The 20,827-nt window shown below is 39.5% G+C and carries 11 protein-coding genes; 8 read left to right on the forward strand and 3 right to left on the reverse strand.

Annotation, left to right across the window (positions count from 1 at the left end; all coding sequences use genetic code 11):
• The first annotated feature begins 7 nt into the window (after positions 1–7).
• The 5 genes from WKF66_RS01980 (at position 8) to WKF66_RS02000 (ending at position 8,541) form a co-directional block, all read left to right on the forward strand.
• A complete protein-coding gene (locus WKF66_RS01980; RefSeq protein ID WP_489672725.1) occupies positions 8–1,687 on the forward strand; it encodes a SusD/RagB family nutrient-binding outer membrane lipoprotein in 1,680 nt (559 codons plus the stop codon).
• A gap of 22 nt (positions 1,688–1,709) precedes the next feature.
• Positions 1,710–2,642, forward strand: a complete 933-nt coding sequence (locus WKF66_RS01985) for a BT_3987 domain-containing protein (protein ID WP_489672726.1) — start codon at positions 1,710–1,712, stop codon at positions 2,640–2,642.
• A 94-nt stretch (positions 2,643–2,736) separates the two neighbouring features.
• The gene (locus tag WKF66_RS01990) at positions 2,737–3,429 is read left to right on the forward strand and encodes a hypothetical protein (protein WP_489672727.1); all 693 of its coding nucleotides are present in this window, start codon (positions 2,737–2,739) and stop codon (positions 3,427–3,429) included.
• A 365-nt stretch (positions 3,430–3,794) separates the two neighbouring features.
• The gene (locus WKF66_RS01995; protein WP_489672728.1) at positions 3,795–7,040 is read left to right on the forward strand and encodes a SusC/RagA family TonB-linked outer membrane protein; all 3,246 of its coding nucleotides are present in this window, start codon (positions 3,795–3,797) and stop codon (positions 7,038–7,040) included.
• Positions 7,041–7,056: 16 nt separating this feature from the next.
• Positions 7,057–8,541 carry a RagB/SusD family nutrient uptake outer membrane protein gene (locus tag WKF66_RS02000; protein ID WP_489672729.1) on the forward strand — a complete coding sequence of 495 codons (1,485 nt, stop codon included), beginning with the start codon at positions 7,057–7,059 and terminating at the stop codon, positions 8,539–8,541.
• Between the two features lie 239 nt (positions 8,542–8,780).
• Here the strand turns inward: WKF66_RS02000 and WKF66_RS02005 are convergent, their stop codons facing one another.
• The gene (locus WKF66_RS02005) at positions 8,781–8,840 is read right to left on the reverse strand and encodes a hypothetical protein (protein ID WP_489673327.1); all 60 of its coding nucleotides are present in this window, start codon (positions 8,838–8,840) and stop codon (positions 8,781–8,783) included.
• Between the two features lie 603 nt (positions 8,841–9,443).
• Here WKF66_RS02005 and WKF66_RS02010 point away from each other — a divergent pair.
• On the forward strand, positions 9,444–11,585 hold the full coding sequence (locus WKF66_RS02010) for a RagB/SusD family nutrient uptake outer membrane protein (protein ID WP_489672730.1): 2,142 nt from the start codon (positions 9,444–9,446) through the stop codon (positions 11,583–11,585).
• 109 nt (positions 11,586–11,694) lie between these two features.
• Here WKF66_RS02010 and WKF66_RS02015 read toward each other — a convergent pair whose 3' ends face one another.
• Complete coding sequence (locus tag WKF66_RS02015) at positions 11,695–14,931, reverse strand: S41 family peptidase (RefSeq protein ID WP_489672731.1); 3,237 nt, start codon at positions 14,929–14,931, stop codon at positions 11,695–11,697.
• A 255-nt stretch (positions 14,932–15,186) separates the two neighbouring features.
• Here WKF66_RS02015 and WKF66_RS02020 point away from each other — a divergent pair, with 255 nt between their 5' ends.
• Together WKF66_RS02020 and WKF66_RS02025 are read left to right on the forward strand one after the other, a co-directional pair.
• Positions 15,187–18,339 carry a SusC/RagA family TonB-linked outer membrane protein gene (locus WKF66_RS02020; RefSeq protein WP_489672732.1) on the forward strand — a complete coding sequence of 1,051 codons (3,153 nt, stop codon included), beginning with the start codon at positions 15,187–15,189 and terminating at the stop codon, positions 18,337–18,339.
• Between the two features lie 8 nt (positions 18,340–18,347).
• Positions 18,348–19,817, forward strand: coding sequence for a SusD/RagB family nutrient-binding outer membrane lipoprotein (locus WKF66_RS02025; protein WP_489672733.1), 1,470 nt, complete (start codon positions 18,348–18,350; stop codon positions 19,815–19,817).
• Positions 19,818–19,882: 65 nt separating this feature from the next.
• Here the strand turns inward: WKF66_RS02025 and WKF66_RS02030 are convergent, their stop codons facing one another.
• Positions 19,883–20,788, reverse strand: coding sequence for a S66 peptidase family protein (locus WKF66_RS02030; protein WP_489672734.1), 906 nt, complete (start codon positions 20,786–20,788; stop codon positions 19,883–19,885).
• Positions 20,789–20,827 lie beyond the last annotated feature (39 nt).

Here is a 20,827-nt window from a genome sequence, read left to right on the forward strand (position 1 = left end):
ATAAACAATGAGAAAATATATAACTATAGCCGTTTTAGGGGCTGTTTTACTTACAGGAAGTTCCTGCAAAAAATTCCTTGACGTAAACGATAATCCGAACAGTCCAACTAGTTCTACTGCAAATATCGTTTTACCCGCAGCTATCTTGGCAGCTGCAAGGTCTACTGTTGCCTTTGACAATTTTGGGGCATGGACTGCTGGATATAAAGCTAATGCTGGCGGATACGGTGGATTCGGCACCCAATGGACCTATGAATTTACTAGTACTGATTATACTGGCATGTGGAATGACTCCTTTGCAGCCATTAATCAGTTAAACTTTGTAATAACAAATACTGATGCTACAGGACCATTAAAATATTATAATGCCATTGCTAGAGTGATGAAAAGCTGGACTTATCAGCGTTTAGTCGATCAGTACGGAGATGTACCTTATTCTGATGCTGGACAGGGTGTAGCCAAGTTAAGTCCTAAATATGATACTTATGATGTTGTTTATAAAGCTCTTTATGCAGATTTAGATGCTGCAATTGCAGTTATGGCAACTGCACCTGTTACTAACGTTACGACTGCAGTTACTGGTGCACAAGATCCGATGTTTGGTGGTAGTTCTACTGCTAGCTTAGTAAGATGGACTGCTTTTGCTAACACAATCAAGCTTAAAATGCTTGTAAGAGCTCAAAAAGTTGCTGCTTTATCTTCGTGGGTTGCTACTGCTAAAGCATCTTTACCAACTACTAGTGCTGGATATTTGACAGATGACGCTATTGTGAATCCTGGATTCAATTCTGCGACAGCTTCTCAAATTAGTCCGAAATGGTCTGCATATGCATGGGACATCAATGGCACATCCATTACAGCTGGTTTGTCAAGTATTCCAACTCCTTTCATATTAAGTTTTTATCAAGGCGGAAAAATAACTGATAATGAACGTGGAAGAATGATTTACGCTAGTTATAATACAAACATTACACAAACAATTGGTTTAACTTCAATAACCTTCGTTGGTCCTTCAACTAACCAGTTAGGCTTTGATGTTGACCCGGTAAAGAGAGGTGTAGCGGGATCTTACTGGTATAGTGGCCTACGTTTTGGACCAACAACTACACGGCTTACGGGAACTGGAGCAAATACTGGAACAGATATCGTGGGTGTCCTTAAAGGTGCTTCAATGGGTCTTGTTGTAATTTTAGGAGCAGAGTCTTATTTATTGCAGGCGGAAGCAGCTTTGCCATCAGTTGCCATACTAACTGGTAGTTCGAAAGCATTATTTGAAAGCGGAATTCAGGCATCGTATCAATACTTAGGGAAAAATGCCGCTGGAACATACATCCATACTACACCTTCGCTTACATTAAAGAATAATTATGTTACAGCTAATACCGCAAATCGCTTAGTTAATTTTGATTTAGCAACAACTGAAGCAACAAAATTAGAGGCGATTATAACTCAGAAGTATATAGCGGTTAACCTTATTAACAGTGAAGAAGGTTATAATGAATTTAGAAGAACCGGATACCCTACAATCGTCCCTGGTTCAACCACTGCTTCAGAAACTTTTGCTTCATTAAAAGCACCAACTAACTTGCCTGCTCGTGTACTTTATCCTGCAACAGAGTTTCAGGTTAATTCTGAAAATGTGCCTAAAGGAGTAACTCCTAAGACCAAGTTGTTCTACGCTAAATAATTTAATTTTAAAGACTATTATTATGAAAAAATACTTAAACCTGGTATTACTTTTAGCGTTAGCTGTAAGTTTGACGTCGTGTTTGAAAGATAAATACAATGCATTGGATCCAGATAAAAGTCCTAGTGTTGTTGAGTTTAAGAATCCTGGCTTTATTTCAACCAATTCTCCTGCCGGATCAATATATTCTGTATATGATCAATCATTTCAAATTGATCCAGTCGGCGTAACTGTTACCTATACCGTTCAGCTTTCTGGTGCAAAGTCAGCCAGCGAGGACGTTACTATTAATATTGGGGCTAATCCGACTGCGGTTACAGCATTCAATGCTGATATGAGAATAAAAAATCCGAGTTACAATGTTTACGAGGCCCTACCTACAAACGCCTACTCATTTCCTCAAACAACTTATGTAATTCCTAAGGGTCAAAGCACCGTTGACGTACGCGTTTTGTACAAAACTTCGGAATTCCTATTTGGTAAAAGATACGCATTTCCTTTGGCAATCACTTCCACATCATTCGGTTCGGTTAGCTCAAACTTTGGCACTATCCTCTTAAATGTAGTTCAGAAGAACCAATATGATGGAGTATACGCTTACTCAGGAACATTCTTTAGAAATACAGCAACGGGTCCAGATAATACTTTGGGAGGTACGCTTGTTGCAGGACTTACTAGACCGCTAGTGACGTTAGGTGCAAATACCGTTTCGTTTGCGCCGTTATTTGCCACTGGAGCTGCAGTAGCTGGTATCGATGGGACTTCCTTAACTATTGATCCTGTAACGAACAACGTTACCGCTGCTTCTACAACAAATGCAACGTTAAAAAATACTCCGGGCGCTGTTAATAAGTATGATCCGGCTTCAAGAACTTTCACCATTGCTTTTGAATGGGGTGATGCACCTAACAATAGAGCAATCACCGCGGTTTTAAAATATAGTAATTCGAGATAGGCATTGATTTATTTAACAGAAAAGGCCACCAGTATGGTGGCTTTTTCTGTTAAATAAATTCAGAAAAAATGATAATTTTTAAAAAAAGTATACGATGAATAAGATTTTAATAATTCTGCTATTACTTTCTAATTTATGTGTCGCTCAGAATAAAGGAGCTGCACGCGAAACGCTGCCCGACGGCTCTACTTTAACTTACAATAGTTTATATGGTAACCTGAATGGGGCATATACAATATCGATCGAAAACGATCCAATTTTAAGGGGGTCCTTCAACAACGGGAAACGTGTAGGAAATTGGTTCTTTTTTAATCGGGATAAATCGCTATTTATGCGATATAACTATGACCTTAATAAGTTACTTTCAATAGATGAAAAAAAACTGGCTTTAGCAAAAACTACAGTACTATCGTCTGACGAAAATATTAGCAAGAAAGCGTCGGTTCCAATCCCTCTGTTATCGCTTGATCAGTATTTTGCCTTAATGTCTGAAGAGGTTAAAAAAGTAATTGCAAAAGGTATTTCAAGAAACGTAACAAGAGTGGAAGCACAGATATTAGCAAAAATAGATACCCTTGGTCTTGCGTCTTATGAGGTCGTCTATAAAATAAAAGGTAAGCAGACGACTCAAAAGTTCACCCCCCTCTTTGGTACTTTAAATATCGAATGGATACCTGCGATATATGAGGGGAAACGCTATCCTTCTGAGTTTAGTTACGATTCGGAACTGGAACTTAGACAAGATGCTGAACATATCAAAAGGTTTTACTGGGGCCCAAAGAATTAGGAGAGGTTAGCACCAATAGATGCGCAGCTATAAATTATAGTTTTATATAGCAGACAGCGAATTGTTTTCCTTTTAAGGCTTTTTTCTAAATATTCTTTAAAAACATCTAACAAATCAAAGAATGACAATATTATCATGGAAAATCTTCAATCAAGACTTTTATGTAAAATTCATACTTAGTAAATATTTATAAGAGAAAACAAGTTGTCGTTTGATGATATTTTGTTGAATATAATCTGTAAGATCTTGACTTTTAACCGTCAAGTTAATGTCATAATAAACTCTGTTTCCTAGATGTATGGCGTTCTGTGTAATTCTAGATTATATATTTAGGTATTATTAACTAACCTAATTTCAATAACTTTATGAAAAAACTTCTACAAAGTTTGTTCATTTTGATGTTTTTAGCAAGCGCTGCTATTGCTCAGGATCGAACAGTTACCGGTGCTGTCACAGACAAATCAGACAACAAACCCCTCCCTGGAGTTACCGTTCGGATTAAAGGTTCCAAGCTCGGTACTCAAACTAACTCAGACGGTAAATACTCGCTTATCGCAGCTTCTTCTGCTACAGAATTAGAATTTTCTTATGTTGGTTACTTAACTCAAACGGTTGCTATTTCAGATGTAGTAAATGTTTCTCTTGCAGGGGACGCTACTGCTTTATCTGAGGTTGTGGTTGTTGGTTATGGTACAACTACACAACAGGCTTTTACTGGGTCTGCTAAAGTTGTTTCATCTACTCAACTGGAGAAAAAACGAGTTTCTAACGTTACACAAGCATTAGCTGGTGAAGTAGCCGGTGTTCGCGTTGTTAATACCAGCGGACAGCCTGGAACTGTAGCAACCGTTCGTATACGTGGAATTGGTTCTGTATCAGGAAACAGAGATCCTCTATATGTAGTTGACGGTGTGCCCTTTTCTGGTGGTCTTAATTCAATTAACGTAGCAGATATAGAGTCTACAACTGTTTTGAAAGATGCTGCAGCCACCGCAATTTATGGATCAAGAGGTTCGAATGGGGTAGTTGTAATTACTACAAAAACAGGAAAGGGAAAAGAGTCATTTATCGATGTTGATGCGAACTTCGGTTCTAACATGTCTTTGATTCCTCGTTATGATGTAATTAAATCTCCAGAACAATTTATCGCTTTAGCTTGGGAAGGTTTATACAATCAAGGTAGAGGATTGGCTACGCCGTTAACTGATGAAGCAGCTAGGACTTATGCAAACAACCGTTTGTTCGGTCCTACTGCAGGTGGTCTTAATGCAACTACCAACATTTGGAATTCTACTGGTGCGAATCTTATAGATAATGATACAAGACAAGTAAGAGCAGGTGTTACTAGAAAATATGATCCGGAAAATTGGGAAGATTATGCCTTTCAAAGCTCTAACCGTAGTGAGATTAATGTTAGATTAGGTGGAAGTGCAAACAAAACCAATTACTATACTTCACTAGGTTATCTGAATGACATAGGGTACTCTATTAAATCAGACTACAAACGTCTTACTGGTCGTGTAAATCTTACACACGAAGTTAAACCTTGGTTAAACGGTGGGATGAATTTATCATTCACGAACTCTAAAAGAAATCGTGGTGGACAAACAGAAGATTCAGGGAGTGTATTTTGGTTTGTAGATAATATTCCTCCTATTTATCCACTTTTCTTAAGAGACGCTACAGGTGCAAAAGTTCCAGACCCCTTCTTTGGTGGTGATCAATATGACTATGGTACTACTGGTAGAAGATTCGGATCATTAACCAATTCAATTGCAGACGCAAAATATGATACCTTCAGAGATGACCGCAATGAAGTAAACGGAAACGTATCTTTGAATGCAAATATAATTGAAGGACTTACTTTCGAAAATACTTTTGGCTTACAATATTATAACAATAAAAATATCAATAGAAATAATAAGTTCTATGGATCTGCTGCATCTCAAAACGGTGCAATATATTTAGAAAACACAGAACTAACATCGATTAATCTTTTGAATCTATTAAGATACAAGAAGAATTTTGGTGACCATAACTTACAAGTGTTGGCAGCTCATGAAATAACTAAATACAAGTTAAACTATATTGATGCTTCAAGGTATAACTTGGTTCTTAATGACAGTGAGGATATCAACAATGGTACGGTAACTAACCCAAGTTTTTCTTACACTGATGCTTATGCATTGGAAAGTTACTTCGGTCAAGCGACTTATGACTATAAGAACAGATACTTTTTATCAGCTAGTTTAAGAACGGATGGTTCATCTAGATTTTTGAACGATAAATGGGGAACCTTTGGATCAGTTGGTGCAGCATGGTTAGTTTCTAATGAAGATTTCATGGCTTCTCAAACTATTTTTAGTTCTTTAAAATTAAAAGCAAGTTATGGTCTTATAGGAGATCAGGCAGGTGTTGGCTTTTATCCGGGCTATAATTTGTTAAACATTGACAACGTTGGTGATCAACCAGGACTATCGATTAATACCATAGGAAATGCTGATTTGACATGGGAAACTTCTAAAATGTTCCAAACGGGTGTAGAATTCAATATTGGCAGATATGTTACTGCTGCTGTTGATTACTACTCAAAAAATACTGACGACCTTATTTTCAATAGAGGTGTTGGACCATCGAGTGGTTTTGCAAACATTAGAGTAAATGGTGGTAAGTTAAGAAATCAAGGTGTTGAATTTGATGTTGTAGGTCACCTATTAAAAGGTGAAGGATTTTATTTGGACTTAGGGGTCAATGGAGAGATGTTTTCTAATAAGTTAACAGCCATGCCAATTGATCCGTCAACAGGTCAACAAAAACCTCTAGATCCTCAAGGTAATTATGCATATTCTGCTGGTCATTCCATTTATGATTTCTACTTGAGAAAATATATTGGTGTGGATATGGCTGATGGTAAATCAATGTGGGAAACATATTTCATTGATACAAATGGCAACGGTGTACCAGATGGCGGATTGATTGAGAATCTTGCAGGTGAATATATTGGATCATTGTCATCTTATTTGGCAGCTAATCCAGACAAAGTAGGTCAATTGGTTAAAACAACAACCAAGACTTATCAGAATGCTACTCAGCAGTATGATGGACGTTCTGCTATTCCTGATGTTAGAGGTGCAATTAATTTAAATGGTGGTTTCAAAGGTTTTGATCTTAGCATTCAAATGATATATAGCCTTGGCGGTTACGCTTATGATGGTGCATATGCAACATTGATGGGTAATGGTTTGGTTGCAAATAATAACTGGCATACAGATATTTTGGACAGATGGCAATCCCCTGCTCAACCAGGTAATGGCATCGTTCCTAGGATATCAAATAATCAGGATGCAAACGTGAGTAGTGCATCAAGTCGTTTCATTACTAAAGCAGATTACTTCTCTTTAAATAATATACGTCTTGGTTATACTATCCCTGCGAACATCACAAGTAAGTTTGGCGTTGCTGGTTTAAATGTATGGGTGTCTGGTGATAACTTATATTTTACTAGCAAACGTGAAGGATTTAATCCTTCAACTTCAGAGCCGGGAAGTACTAACATGTACAGATATTCTCCGCTATCAACAATCTCAGCAGGTTTAAGAGTTAAGCTTTAATTTAAAATTGACCAAAATGAAAAATAATAAATATATAATTGTTGTCCTTGCTCTCACATTATCTGTGAGCAGTTGCAAAAAAAGCTTTTTAGATGAAGCCCCTAGCGAGAATGTTTCTCCGGGTCAAATTGCTGAAGAAGCTAAAAGAGATCCTGCAGTACTTGCGGCTTATACCCGTGGACTATACTCTAGTATGTACAATACTTTTACTGGAGGCACAACAGGTCATGATGACTTTGGCCAGAAAGGCTATGATATCTACTCTGACATGTTGGCTTCTGATATGGTTCTTGGTGCTTTAAATTATGGTTGGTACACAACTGTTATCAGGTACCAGGCTACAAAAGATTTCACTCAAAATGCTGCGTATATTCCTTGGCGTTATTATTACCGCGTTATACTTAGTGCAAACACTTTAATTGATTTACTGGGTGGAAACGATGCGGTTTTAACTGACGCGACCCTTAAGTCTAATATGGGACAGGCTAAAGCAATGAGAGCTTATGCGTATTTTTACCTGACTCAATTTTATGCACCAAAAGGATATGGAACTGGCTCTGAGAAAATCTTGCCTTTGTACACAGATTCGAAAACTACCAATCAGCCTTTAGTTGCTTCCTCTGTGATTTTTGATCAGATGATAAAAGACTTAACTGATGCAGTTACATTGCTAACGGGAGTTACGAGAGCAAGCAAGGGCGAAATCAATGCAGATGTTGCAAATGGTTTACTGGCTTATGTATATGCTGCCAGAGGTACTAATGCTGACCTTGCTCAGGTTGTTACCTTAACAAGTGCTATCATAGCTAAACGTATCTATGTACCTTTAACAAAAGACGAAGTTACTACAAACGGTTTTAATGATGTATCAACATCTAGCTGGATGTGGGGTTCAAATTTGGAGATTTCAAGTGGTCTGGATCTGGTATCCTGGTGGGGTCAAGTTGACATATTTTCTTACAGCTACGCATGGGCTGGTGACCCTAAATTTATCGATAATTCGCTTTATACTTCTATAAGAGCTGATGATGCAAGGAAAGATCAGTTTGATGATAACGCAGACTACGGAGGTTTACTGCCATCCGGTAAATTCTTTGATCCAGGAAGAGTAGAAGGAGGGCAAAGAACTATTATTACCGATCTTGTATATATGCGCATTGAAGAGATGATATTGCTTAATGCAGAAGCTAAAGCTAGAATGGGTCAGGATGCACCTGCAAGAGACGAGCTGAAATTATTGCTTAGTCAAAGGATAACAGACGTAAGCTACTTAAACAGCTTAGGCGGTACTGCCTTACAAGAGGAGATCTATCAGCAAACGCGTATTGAACTCTGGGGCGAAGGAAAGGTTTATCTTGCGATGAAACGCAATAAGCATTCTATCACCAGAGGAAGTAACCATTTGTTCTTCGCAGGACAAACCTTTACTTATGATTCTGATGATTTAACTTTCCCAATACCACAGGCAGAAGTTATAAATAATCCAAACCTTAATAAGTAGGTCTAACAACAAGACAGATAAATAGTGCCGCCATTAATAGAAAGAGGCTAATAATCGAAAGTGATTAGCCTCTTTTTTTATAGTTTATTTTTCGGATATTTTATTTAAGAAGACTTAAGTCTCTTTGATTAAATCTACGAATGATTTTAGGTCTAGTAAATTCAATAAAAGGCGTTATTATGGCCTTATCTAGTCTGCGTTTTTCTTTAAGTTCTGTGCGATTGCCTATAACTCCCATTCTATTCTACTCTTGACTTGCCACGTAGCATAAACCTTCCGAACCCATAGTGCTGCTTGATATTTGCGAAGACGGGTTCTACATTAAAGCACTGCTTTTTCCGATGCTATACGCCTTCCTCAGTATTTAACAACTCGTGGGCTAGCCGTTTTGGCCTTCTAAGTCTATGTGACTAAAATCTATCAGGTACAAAGCTTGTTATCTGTCAGGTATAAGTGTTTTGGAAATGTATGCCGCGATAAAGCTGGTTTTATTAATTTTATTCACCTAAGGTTCGAATTATATGGTAAAAAACACCATTAGTATGGAATATTATTATGTTTTAAGAGAACTTCTAAATATTTATAGATTATTTTAGTAATTCCCAGCCTCTTTAAGAAATTTCTTCGGAGTTGTTTGCATCACCACCCTACGTCAATAAAATCTAGATTAACCAATATAAATTTGTGTTTCTAATCCTTTAGGCAGTTATCTAATCGATAAGAGCTGCCCAATTGTAGTTCACCAAATAATATTTGGTCTTTTGGTCTTTTTGCTTACCGAATCATATACATGTAAAGTCATCATAATGTCAAAACATTTTGCGCAACATTTTGAATTACTGACTGCTAAATCGTAGATTCCTATATTTAAGCATTATTAACTAACCTAATTCCATTATTTTATGAAAAAACTTCTACAAAGTTTGTTTTTTTTGTTGCTTGTAGCTGGAACGGCTATGGCACAAAATCGTACTGTTACGGGTACAGTCACCGATAAGGCTGCTGGAAAACCGGTTCCAGGAGTGAATGTTAAAATCAAAGGCACTACGGTAGCCACTTTGACAGGTGCTAATGGTACGTTCAGTATCAGCGTTCCCCAATCTGCCACAGCTTTGGAGTTTTCCTCGCTTGGCTTTGCTACTCAGTCAGTGACAATCGGATTTGATAACGTAGTTAACATTGCTTTAGAAGAGAGTTCAAGTGAACTTAACGAGGTAATCGTTGTTGGATATGGCACGGCTAAGAAAGAAAGCTATACCGGCTCTGCATCAGTTGTGGGCGGAAAAAACTTCGCAGACAGACCAAACACATCTCTTCAAAAATCCCTTCAAGGCGCTGCAGCCGGAGTACAGGTTACAAGTACATCTGGTCAGCCAGGAGCCGCTACGGCAGTACGTGTCCGTGGTATTGGATCATTAAGTGCAACTGCGAGCCCTCTTTATGTTGTCGACGGCATTGCTACAACGAGTGGTGACTTAACACAAGTTGCTCAGTCTGCAGATATTTTATCTGCATTAAATCCAAATGATATAGAATCGGTGACGATCCTTAAGGATGCTGCAGCTACAGCAATATACGGATCCCGTGGTGCCAATGGTGTCGTTTTGATAACTACAAAGCAGGGAAGAAACGGCGATACGAGATTTAACGCTAGTATAACTACTGGGAGATCTGGTCAAGCTGTCGAAAAACATGATGTTCTTAATGCACAGGAATACTACAAACTTTATTTTGACAGTTATTATGCGCAGCGACTTGCTGCGGGTTTAGCTCCAGACGCCGCTGCTGTGGCAGCAAATACCTTAGTAAGAAACCGACTTACAGTGAATCCTTTTAATACTGTTAACCCGTTCGTTGCTGGCGGTAATCTTGCCCCTGGAGCCGCACTCTTCTACGATACCAATTGGAGAGACGAAGTTTTAAGAACTGGAATAACAAACGATGTTAACGTTTCTGCCAGTGGTGGTAGCGAAAAGTTTAAGTTCTATACTTCGGGTGGTTTCTTTAATGCTCAAAAAACAGCCTATTTAGCTGAAACGCGAGCGTTAAGAGCAGATGCTTATTTCTGGTTAGTAAGATGGTTTGGTAAGCCCTACACTTTAGATCCGGAAGCTCTTGGCGTACCTATCGTTAAAATGCCACTTGGTCCAACTGATGTTCCTCCAACCAGATCAAAAGTGAAGGAGGTGTATGCTTTTATATTGGAAGACCTACTATTCGCGGAAGCTAACATTCCTGCAACCAAAACGAGTATCTATAGAATGAACAAAGCTGCGATCCAAGGATTTTTAGCGCGGGTTTATTTAACTATGGGTAATTATCCGGAAGCAAGTAAATATGCGAAGTTAGCACGTGCGGCCAAACCATTGAGCACGGGCGCTGCTTTATTAACAGGTTTTAATAATCCGACTTCAGAGTGGATTTATGGTATCAATGTAAGAACTGATGATAATCAAGGCTTTATTGCTGTTCATTCTTTCTATGATCCTTTTGATATCGGATACTCCAGCTTTAGGGCTACGGATAGCTTTTTGAATTCCTTTGCTGAAGTGGATGTTAGAAAGAAGCAATTTTTGGTTGGTGGAAAATATACCAGAAGGGGCACTGAAGGTTGGTTGATCAATAAGTTCGACTTTAATAGTACTCCTGCCAATAACCAGGTACTAATCCGTTCTTCTGAGATGTATTTGATCGAAGCAGAAGCTGAGGCAAGACAAGGCGCGGCAAATGAAGCAGCTGCTAAGACGGCATTGCTCGCTATACAGTCAAGAGCTGGAGTCGCTACAACTCCTTCATTAAATACTGGAGCAGCTTTGATTGCTGAAATAATGGCCGAACGCGGAAAAGAGCTTTATGGAGAAGGCCATAAATTCTTTGACCTGCTTAGGACTAAAACAGCGGTTACAAGAGCTGCAGGTGTTGGCCATTGGGCAGTCGTGGACTTCCAACCTGGCGACAACAAGTTAGTGCTCCCTATACCACAAGTTGAGCTTAATGCTAATCCAGCAATGAAAACCCAACAAAATCCAGGTTATAGCAACTAATATAGCGTATCAAAGTACCGATGCAATCGCCTCGGATTAATTCGAGGCATTTAACAAAAAGACCAGGTAAAACATGTTTACCTGGTCTTTTTTGTTGGTGAAAGGAATGTTACTTTACATCTTTCAAAAGCTCCTGAATAGCAATCTCCAGTTGTTGATCTTTTCCATTGTCAATCAAGCCAGGCATATTCTTAACCTGGATATCTGGTTTCGTTTCATTGTTTTCTAACCATTCTCCCGCTTTATTCTTTGCGCTAATAGGGATTGAGCCCCATCTGGTCCCATCTTGAAGCATTTCCCATCCAGCAAAGCTGCAGGTACCGGGAACAGGCATTCCTACTGTCTTTCCAATATGCAAGTCTTTATAACCACAAGAGAAACAGTGACCATCACTGTAATTGGCCTCATTGAACATGGCTAAAGTAGGCTTAGTCCATCTAAACGTTGGCTCAAATCCTACAGACCGCTTATCAGTAGCATAATCTAAAAACTTTTGACCTGTAAAGAACATGGCTAAGTCTGATACGAGGTCTCCACCGCCATTAAATCTAGTGTCAACAATTACTGCCTTTCTATCGGCGTATTTACCCATCATTTCTTCATAAATGCTCCTATAGGGAGCATCGCTCATCCCCGGAATATGTACGTAACCAAGTTGCCCTTTACTAAGGCTGTCAACCTCATTCTGGTTTATTTTAACCCACCTGCGGTATAGTAACTGGTTTTCTATCCCAAGACTAATTGGTTTTATAGAAACTTGATATCTCACATTGCTCTTAGGATCGAGCAATTCCAATAAGGTTATTTGCCCGGCCTTTCTATTCAAATATTTGGCGAAATCCTGGTCAGCTTCAATCACATTCCCATCAATCTTTTCAATTAACATACCTGCTTTTGCTATCCCATTAGCTCTATCAAGAGGACCTCCTGCTAGAATTTCAGCTATAAGTACCCCATTACCATTATGTTTGTAGCTTTGCAGGATGCCTAAGGAGGCTGTTGCGTCATCCTCAGGGGTTGTACTGCTGAATCGTGCTCCAGAATGTGAAACATTTAGCTCCCCAAGTAATTCCGACAACATTTCAGCAAATTCATAACTGTTTCCTATATGAGGAAGGTATTTTTTATAAGCTGGACGCAGTCCTTCCCAGTCCGCACCATGCATATCTGAAATATAAAACATGCCTTTATTTCTTAACCAAACATGATCGAACATATGCTCACGTTCAAGCTCGGTGTTAATTAATACCTCGCCCTCAATGGTTATCTGTTCCCTTTTATTATTATCCATGTTTATTTTAGAAATCCTTCCGCCGCTCAAGAGATATAGGTTTTTCTGTGCCTTATCCCATACCAAACTGCCAGAAGGCCCGTCTAAAGGTATCTCCATCTTTGTTTCTTTGGTTCTGAGATTTGTACTCCACAAATTAGCCCCTTTTTCAAAACTTGCCAGATAATAGAGCTTTTCGCCGTCTTTTGAAAGCACAGCATCTCCTAACGCAGAGGAATGAATTGTTAATCTTGACTTTCTGTTTTCTATACCGTCAAAATCAAACTTCAACGTCGAGTCTGGCTTGGAAACCTTCTTGTCTTTCTCTTTAGCATCTTTTTTGGCCGCTTCTTCACGAGCCTTTTTATCAATAGCTTCCATGTCCTTTAGCAAAGCGAAATCATCTTTATCTAGATTGAACCGGTCCCAAGCTTCTTTTGTGAAAAACATACTGTATACATCTCGCTGAGACGATCCGCTATTCGCATGAGCTTTCATACCATCGCGGTTACTGAACCAAAGCATCTGCTTCCCATCATTTACCCATTTGGCGTTCCCATCGCCATATCCGCTTTTTGTTAAATTACGCATAGGAAGCTTTCCTTGGGCGTCAAGCAATACAACCTCTCCATTAGACATTGTTGGGCGATAAGTTGCCAACAGCCATTTGCTGTCAGGGCTCCAGGTAAAGTATTGATCCCCATCTTGCATATAAAAAAGCTGGTCAGGGGTAAGAAGTGTCGCGGTGGACGTGTTGCTAATTTCGAACACCTTAAGTGTCCTTCTATTTTCTATAAATGCAACCTTCTTCCCGTCTGGAGAAAAAGAAGGCATGTAATTATCCGCATCATTGCTGATAAGAGGCTTTTCGCTCAATAGAGTGGATGCGAAAAAATAAGGCTCTTCTTTGCGCGTTTTAGATGTTTGGTAAATGCGCCATCTACCGTTTCTTTCACTAGAGTAAACAATGGACTTTCCGTCAGGAGCAAAGTCAACAAATCTCTCTTGCTCTGGTGTATTAGTAACACGCTTCGTCATTTTGCCATCTGCTGAAGTCACAAAGACCTCTCCTCTGGCTATAAATGCAACTTCCTTACCATCAGGGGACACGGCAAATTCTCTAACACCTCCATTAATGGCAACTACGCCATCATTATTGCTTTTCTCCTGGGTATTGATAATTACGTCAACCTTTTTTGGCTGACCGCCAGACTGCATGGTGTAAAGCTCCCCATCATAACCAAAACTCAACAGACCGTTATTAGAGCTACTTAAAAACCTTACTGGAAATTTCTTAAAGCTTGTAATTTGCGTGCTTTTGCCTTTTTCACTAATAGGCATCTTGTGAACGTTAAAGTTCCCGCTTTCTTCGCTTAGATAATAAATCGCTTTTTCTTGATCAGCAAAAACCGGGTTCCTGTTCTCCCCATAAAAGGTACTCAGTTGTTGATGCTTATTTGTCTTTTTATCATAAATCCAGATGGCTCTGGCAACAGAAGACTTATGATGCTTACGCCACTCGTTCTCGCCGCCTTTCTTATCATGATAAATCATTTTCATGCCGTCCCTGCTCGACTGGACATACTCAGCGGGGATGGTGAATTCCTGCTCAATTCTGCCCCCTTTTGCGGGAACGCTATATAGTTCTGGCTGTGAGGCGGTAGGGTATTGCCTATGAACTATATCGTCCTGTCTAACGCCTCCAAAAAGAATAGATTTGTTGTCCGAAGTAAAACTAAAAGGGAATTCGTCTGCTGAATGATAAGTCAATCGCTTAGCCTGCCCTCCGTTTGCATCCATAATGAAAACATCAAAATTGCCGTAGCGATCTGATGCAAAGGAAATTTGCTTTCCGTCTTTGCTCCATGAAGGCATAAAATCATGCGCTTCGTGAAAGGTAAGTTGTTGCGCTGTCCCGCCGGCACTGGATATTTTATAAAGATCTCCTTTATAGGTAAATGCTATGCTTGTCCCATCAGGTGAGATCGATGGATAGCGCATCCATTGGGGCTTAGTTTGTCCGTCTGCATTAAAGCCTATGAGGCATAATAAAAATAAGGTAAAAATTCTTTTCATAAATATATAGAATAGTTGATAGCTCGAATTTAAGCTTTGGTTGATAGGTATCAAAGTAACATTTGCATTATCTATGGGAAGTCGCATAATTTAGCTACACACTGATCTATTAAAGTCGATACGGCATGAATACATTAATTATTGCACTGAAAAAGTTCTCTTTTCCTATAAATATTAAATAATCAGTAAAATAATTGTTATTATTGGGTACTAAACAACCAAGAACTACTAATTACTAATCTAAATTTTGACTTTATGAGAAAACTTTTACAAGTTTTGTTCATTTGTATGCTATTTGCTGGATCTGCAATAGCTCAAAATCGAACAATTACTGGAACAGTCACTGACAGTGAAGACGGAAAGCCACTTCCAGGGGTAACCGTAAGAATTAAAGGCTCCCAAGCGGGAACTACTACAAGCGCAAATGGTAAATATGCCTTAAGTGTTGTGCCAAATGGTGCCACTATCGAGTTCTCTTTCATTGGGTATCTAATGCAGAGTAAAACAGTTACAGGATCTAACACGATCAGCGTTGCGCTGGTTGCTGATTCGAAAGCCCTTACAGAAGTTGTAGTAACTTCCTTCGGTGTGGAACGTAGCAAACAGTCGCTAGGTTACGGTACCGGACAAATTTCTGCTGCTGAACTGACAACGGCGAAAACTTCTAACATTACCAACGCACTGGGTGCCAAGGTTGCCGGTGTCCGCGTCAGTGGTGCTGGTGGTGCGTTTACCGGATCAAGTGTAATCATTCGGGGCTTTACCACGTTTACAGGTAGCAATCAACCACTCTATGTAATCGATGGGATCCCAATCGATAATGGTGGCGGTGGTCAATCTTTACAAACAGGAGCATCTTCTTCAAATCGTGCATCAGACATAAACCCTGAAGACGTTGAAACCATCTCTGTACTAAAAGGTGCTGCAGCAACCGTACTTTATGGTTCACGCGCTGCTTCCGGCGTAATCCTTATCACGACAAAGAAGGGTTCAAGAGGCGCAAAGAATGCGATTTCATTTACAAGCAGCTACAATACAGGGACAGTTAATAGACTGCCTGAATATCAAAATGAGTATGCACAAGGAAATAATGGAATTTACAATCCAGGTAGCATAACATCCACTGCTGGTGGTTTGGCCAATGGTGGTGGTACCGGTGGTACGACCTCTTGGGGCCCAAGGATCGCAGGACAAACGGTAACCAATTTCTTTGGTCAGCCTGAAGTGTTAACCGCTTATCCAGATAATGTGTCGGACATATTTAAAACTGCAATGACGCTCCAGAACAATATTAGTTTTTCTGGAGGAGGAGACAATTCTAATTTTAGGATCTCTTATGGTAATCTTGCTGAAACCTATGTCTTAGATAATAACAAATTGTCCAGGAATAACCTTTCCTTCAACGGATCAACAAAGGTAAATAGCAAACTTACTGTTGGAACTTCGTTCACCTACACTAATAACAATTCAAAGCGTACTGCACAAGGTAACCAATTATCAAATCCTTTATTCCGGGCATATTTTACGCCAAGAAGCTATGACTTAAGCAATACCCCTTTTGAAGACGCAAATGGAAACCAATTGTGGTATGGTGCAGAAGATCACCCTTACTGGTCTATGAAGTATAATAAGTATAATGACGATGTAAACAGGGTTTATGGAAACTTTAACGTTCGTTATGACTTTACAAGTTGGATCCACGCCGACGTTAAAGTAGGAACTGACTTCTATAACAGACGTAGCAAAAGTTTCGATGAAATTGGAAATAGAGGAGGCGGGTTTACAGGCTCAACCGGTAGACTTGTCGGCGGTATCCTGGATGCAGAAAACGGCGTCCGGAACTTAAATACTTATGCAACCGTAAACGCAAACAAAACCTATGGAGACTTTAACTTTTCACTAGCTGTTGGTAATGAGTTGGTGCAAAATTATAGCTATAATTCATCCACAACAGGGTATCAGTTAAGTGTTCCTGGTTACAATAACCTACAGAATGCCACCACATTTTTCCCTTCTAAAGGAAGCACATTGACAAGATTGACAGGCTATTTTGCAGACTTTATAGTTGATTATAAAAATTACCTGACTTTGGATCTAAAAGCGAGAAACGATTATTCTTCGACATTAACCAAAGCAAATAGATCAATCTTCTATCCTGCAGCTGCCCTAAGTTTCCAGTTGACAGAAGCCTTCCCTTCCATAAAAAGCGATTATATCAATTTAATCAAACTGAGAGCTAACATCGGTGAAGTTGGTAAAGGTGCTCCAGCTTATTCAACAGATACCTATTACTCTAAAAGTGGTGCGAGTGATGGATTTACAACAGGAATTATCTTCCCTTATAATGGGTTAACAGCATTTACACTTAATAATGGCGCTGGTCAACCAGATATTACGCCAGAGTTCACTAGAGAAATTGAATTTGGTGGTGAATTTGGGTTTTTCAATAACAGATTAACTATTGATGGTTCGTACTACTCCAAAAAAACGAGAAATGTTATTTTATCGGTTCCGGTTTCCGTAACATCGGGTATCGGATCTGTTTTCCGTAATGCTGGTAAATTATCTACTAAAGGGGTCGAGTTATTGGTTGGTGGTACGCCTATTAAAGCTAAAGACTTTTCATGGGACCTGAGTGTAAATTTCACCAAGTACAAATCGATTGTAGATGAATTGGCCCCTGGCGTTTCAGTTATAACATTAGGTGGTTTCACTACGCCAAACGTAAGACTTGTAGCTGGAGAAGAGTATGGGTCGATATATGGCAATGCCTACTTAAGAAATGCAGACGGGCAGCTTATTTTAACTGCTGCAGGCTTGCCTCAGGCAACAGCAGATGTCAAGAAAATCGGTAATCCAAATCCAAATTGGACGGCGGGAATTCAAAGTAACATGACTTATAAAGGAATCAACTTATCTGTATTGCTTGATAAGAGATACGGTGGTGATCAGTATTCCAGGAATATTGCTGATGTACAACGTAATGGGGTAGCCTCGGAAACTGCAGAATTGCCTAGGTACGATGCTAGTAATGTGTTGCAGAATAATCAAATGTTTACGGGTGTTCTCGCAAATGGACAGCCTAGTACAACAATGATCTCTTCACAATTATACTATGGAAACACAGGTAAGTATGTAGCAGCTGAAGGTTATATTTATGATACCAGCTGGTTTAGAATTAGAGAAGCTTCACTATCCTATACATTGCCAAAAGCATTGTTAAGTCGGTCTCCATTTGGAACTGTTGAGGTAGGTGTATTTGGAAGGAACTTATATTTACATGCACCGAATTATCCTCATTTTGATCCTGAACAAAATGCCTTAGGCATCTCCAACGCTCAGGGTCTTGAATTTAACTCCCTGCCGAATACAAGAACATTTGGGGTGAACCTTAGATTAACTTTATAACTACTATTATGAAAAAGCTTAAATATATATATACGACGGTGATAGCTGCGCTGGTGCTTACTTCCAGCTCATGCGAGAAATTCTATGATGTAAATGCAGATCCGGATGCAATTCTGCAAGCGCCAATGCCCACAATATTAACATCAGTAACGGCTAATGTTGCTTATTTTTCGGGTAGTGATTTGAACAGATTTTCGCTGCTTTTAATGCAACAGTATTCGGGACAAAGTAATGGTACCCTGAATCAAACGCAAGAGTACGACAAGTATTTAATCACAGGTAATGATTCAAATAACTTGTTTAGTGCAGCCTTTGCAAATATTCTAAACGATATTGAGAACATCATTAAAATTGCTGAAGAGGAAGGTAGTCCTAACTATTCCGGTGTTGCTAAGCTATTGAAAGCGTATATGTATCAAATTATGATTGATACTTATGGAGATTTGCCATACGCTGAGGCTCAGAAGTTAACGTTAAATGTGGCTCCTAAATACGACGATGATGAACAGATATATAAAAATCTGATCACATTAATTGATGAAGGAATCGCGGGTGTAAACGCGACCACTTCGAAACAGGTGCCGACAACGAACTCAACGATTTATCCAGGAGCTTTTGCTACCACCAAAACAAATTGGGTTAAATTTGCAAACACCCTTAAATTAAGAATCTACCTACATTATTCTGAGAAAGAGCCTGCGTTAGTAACTTCCCAAATGAACGCACTGATTGCTTCTGGTGCCACATTTATGGCTGCCAATGCAGATAACTTTCAAATGAACTTCTTAAATATCGCTGGGGGAAGAAATCCAATTGATCAGTTTGAGACTAGTAGAGCGGGCTACCTTGTTGCCGGTAATCAAATTGTTAGCATGATGAATACAGCAGCCGATCCAAGGAGAGCCTCGTATTTCTCTCCGTTCACCACTGCTCCTATCTATAGAGGTGCGGTAGTTGGTGCTGCCAATAACTCGACATTGTATTCTAAATTACATACGTATTTAAGAGGTAGCCTGGCTGGTACGACATATACTGGTGATGCTCCTGTACGTATGCTTACTTTTGCAGAATACAATTTTATTAGGGCAGAAGCGGCTTTACGATTTAATGTAACTGGAGTTGCTCAAACTTTTTTCACTGCCGGAATTACTGCGTCCATGACTGCAGCGGGAGTTTCTACCACTGATCAAGCCACATATCTACTTGCTAATGGAACTCTTACAGGAACACCAGCTCAACAGTTGAAACAAATCATAGATCAAAAGTACATTGCTAATTATGGCGTAAATGTGGAACCTTGGACAGATTGGAGGAGAACAGGATACCCAGCTCTTACTCTACCTGCCAATGCGGTGATTGCATTTACCCCAAGATCACTGTACTATCCTCAGTCAGAAATTGATTCAAATCCAAATCTTCCTGGGGGTGCCCAAAAGACTTCCCTTGGCTCAAGAGTGTTTTGGGATACAAGACAATAAAACCAACAAACCAAAAAGGGAGACATCGACAAGATGCCTCCCTTTCTTTTTATAAGACGTTTAATTTAAAGTACTCTTAATTCAGTTTGTTCAAGGCCTACGTTCAAAATGCCCTTCTTTCCTACCACCATTGCCCTGTTATCGTCAATGTGCCCTACTGGAAAGTTGAAACATACCGGGTAATCATATTCCTTCACCAATTCCCAGATTACCTTTTCAGGAGAATCTCCGAATGGGATGTCTTCAATCTCAAAGCCGTTAAAAGCACCAATGATTAAGCCTTTCAATTTACTCAATTTCCCGGCACGCTTAAGCATCCGCATCAAGCGGTCTATAGAATATTCATGTTCGCCTACATCTTCTATAAATAAGATTTTATCTGTATAGTCAATCTCCGATTCTGAACCCTGCAACATCACCAAAAGGGTCAGGTTACCACCTATGAGTATACCTTCTGCTTCACCAATACGGTTTATTAAAGTGTTCGTGGTACTAGATTCGTAGACCATCTCGCCACCAAACAAAGCCGTTTTTAATGAAGACATAGCTTCTGGGGTAGAATCTTCAAATGTGTAAGGCATTTGTCCGTGGATGCATTGCACCTGGTATTTCGCGTATACGTGCGACAATAAAACAGTAATATCACTGAAGCCTACAATCCACTTTGGATGTTCTACGAATGTCGTAAAATCCAGCTCATCAATGATTCTTAGGGTACCGTAACCACCCCTTCCGGCGATCACTGCCTTAATTTCTGGATCGTCAAGATACTGTTGCAAATCTGCTGTCCGTAAGGCATCATCACCTGCAAATTGGTGGTAGCTGGCGGTTACAGTTTGGCCAACAACCACTTCAAGGCCCCAATTTTCAAGGATCGCAATGGCGGCATTTATGCTCTTCGGAAGTTTCTTTGCCGGACAGACAATCGCGACTTTGTCACCCCTTTTTAAATACGCTGGCTGTTTAATCATTAGTAAAACACTTATCTTTGCCAAAATAATAAAAATAGT

It is taken from the genome of Pedobacter sp. (assembly GCF_037719805.1).
Taxonomy (GTDB): domain Bacteria; phylum Bacteroidota; class Bacteroidia; order Sphingobacteriales; family Sphingobacteriaceae; genus Pedobacter.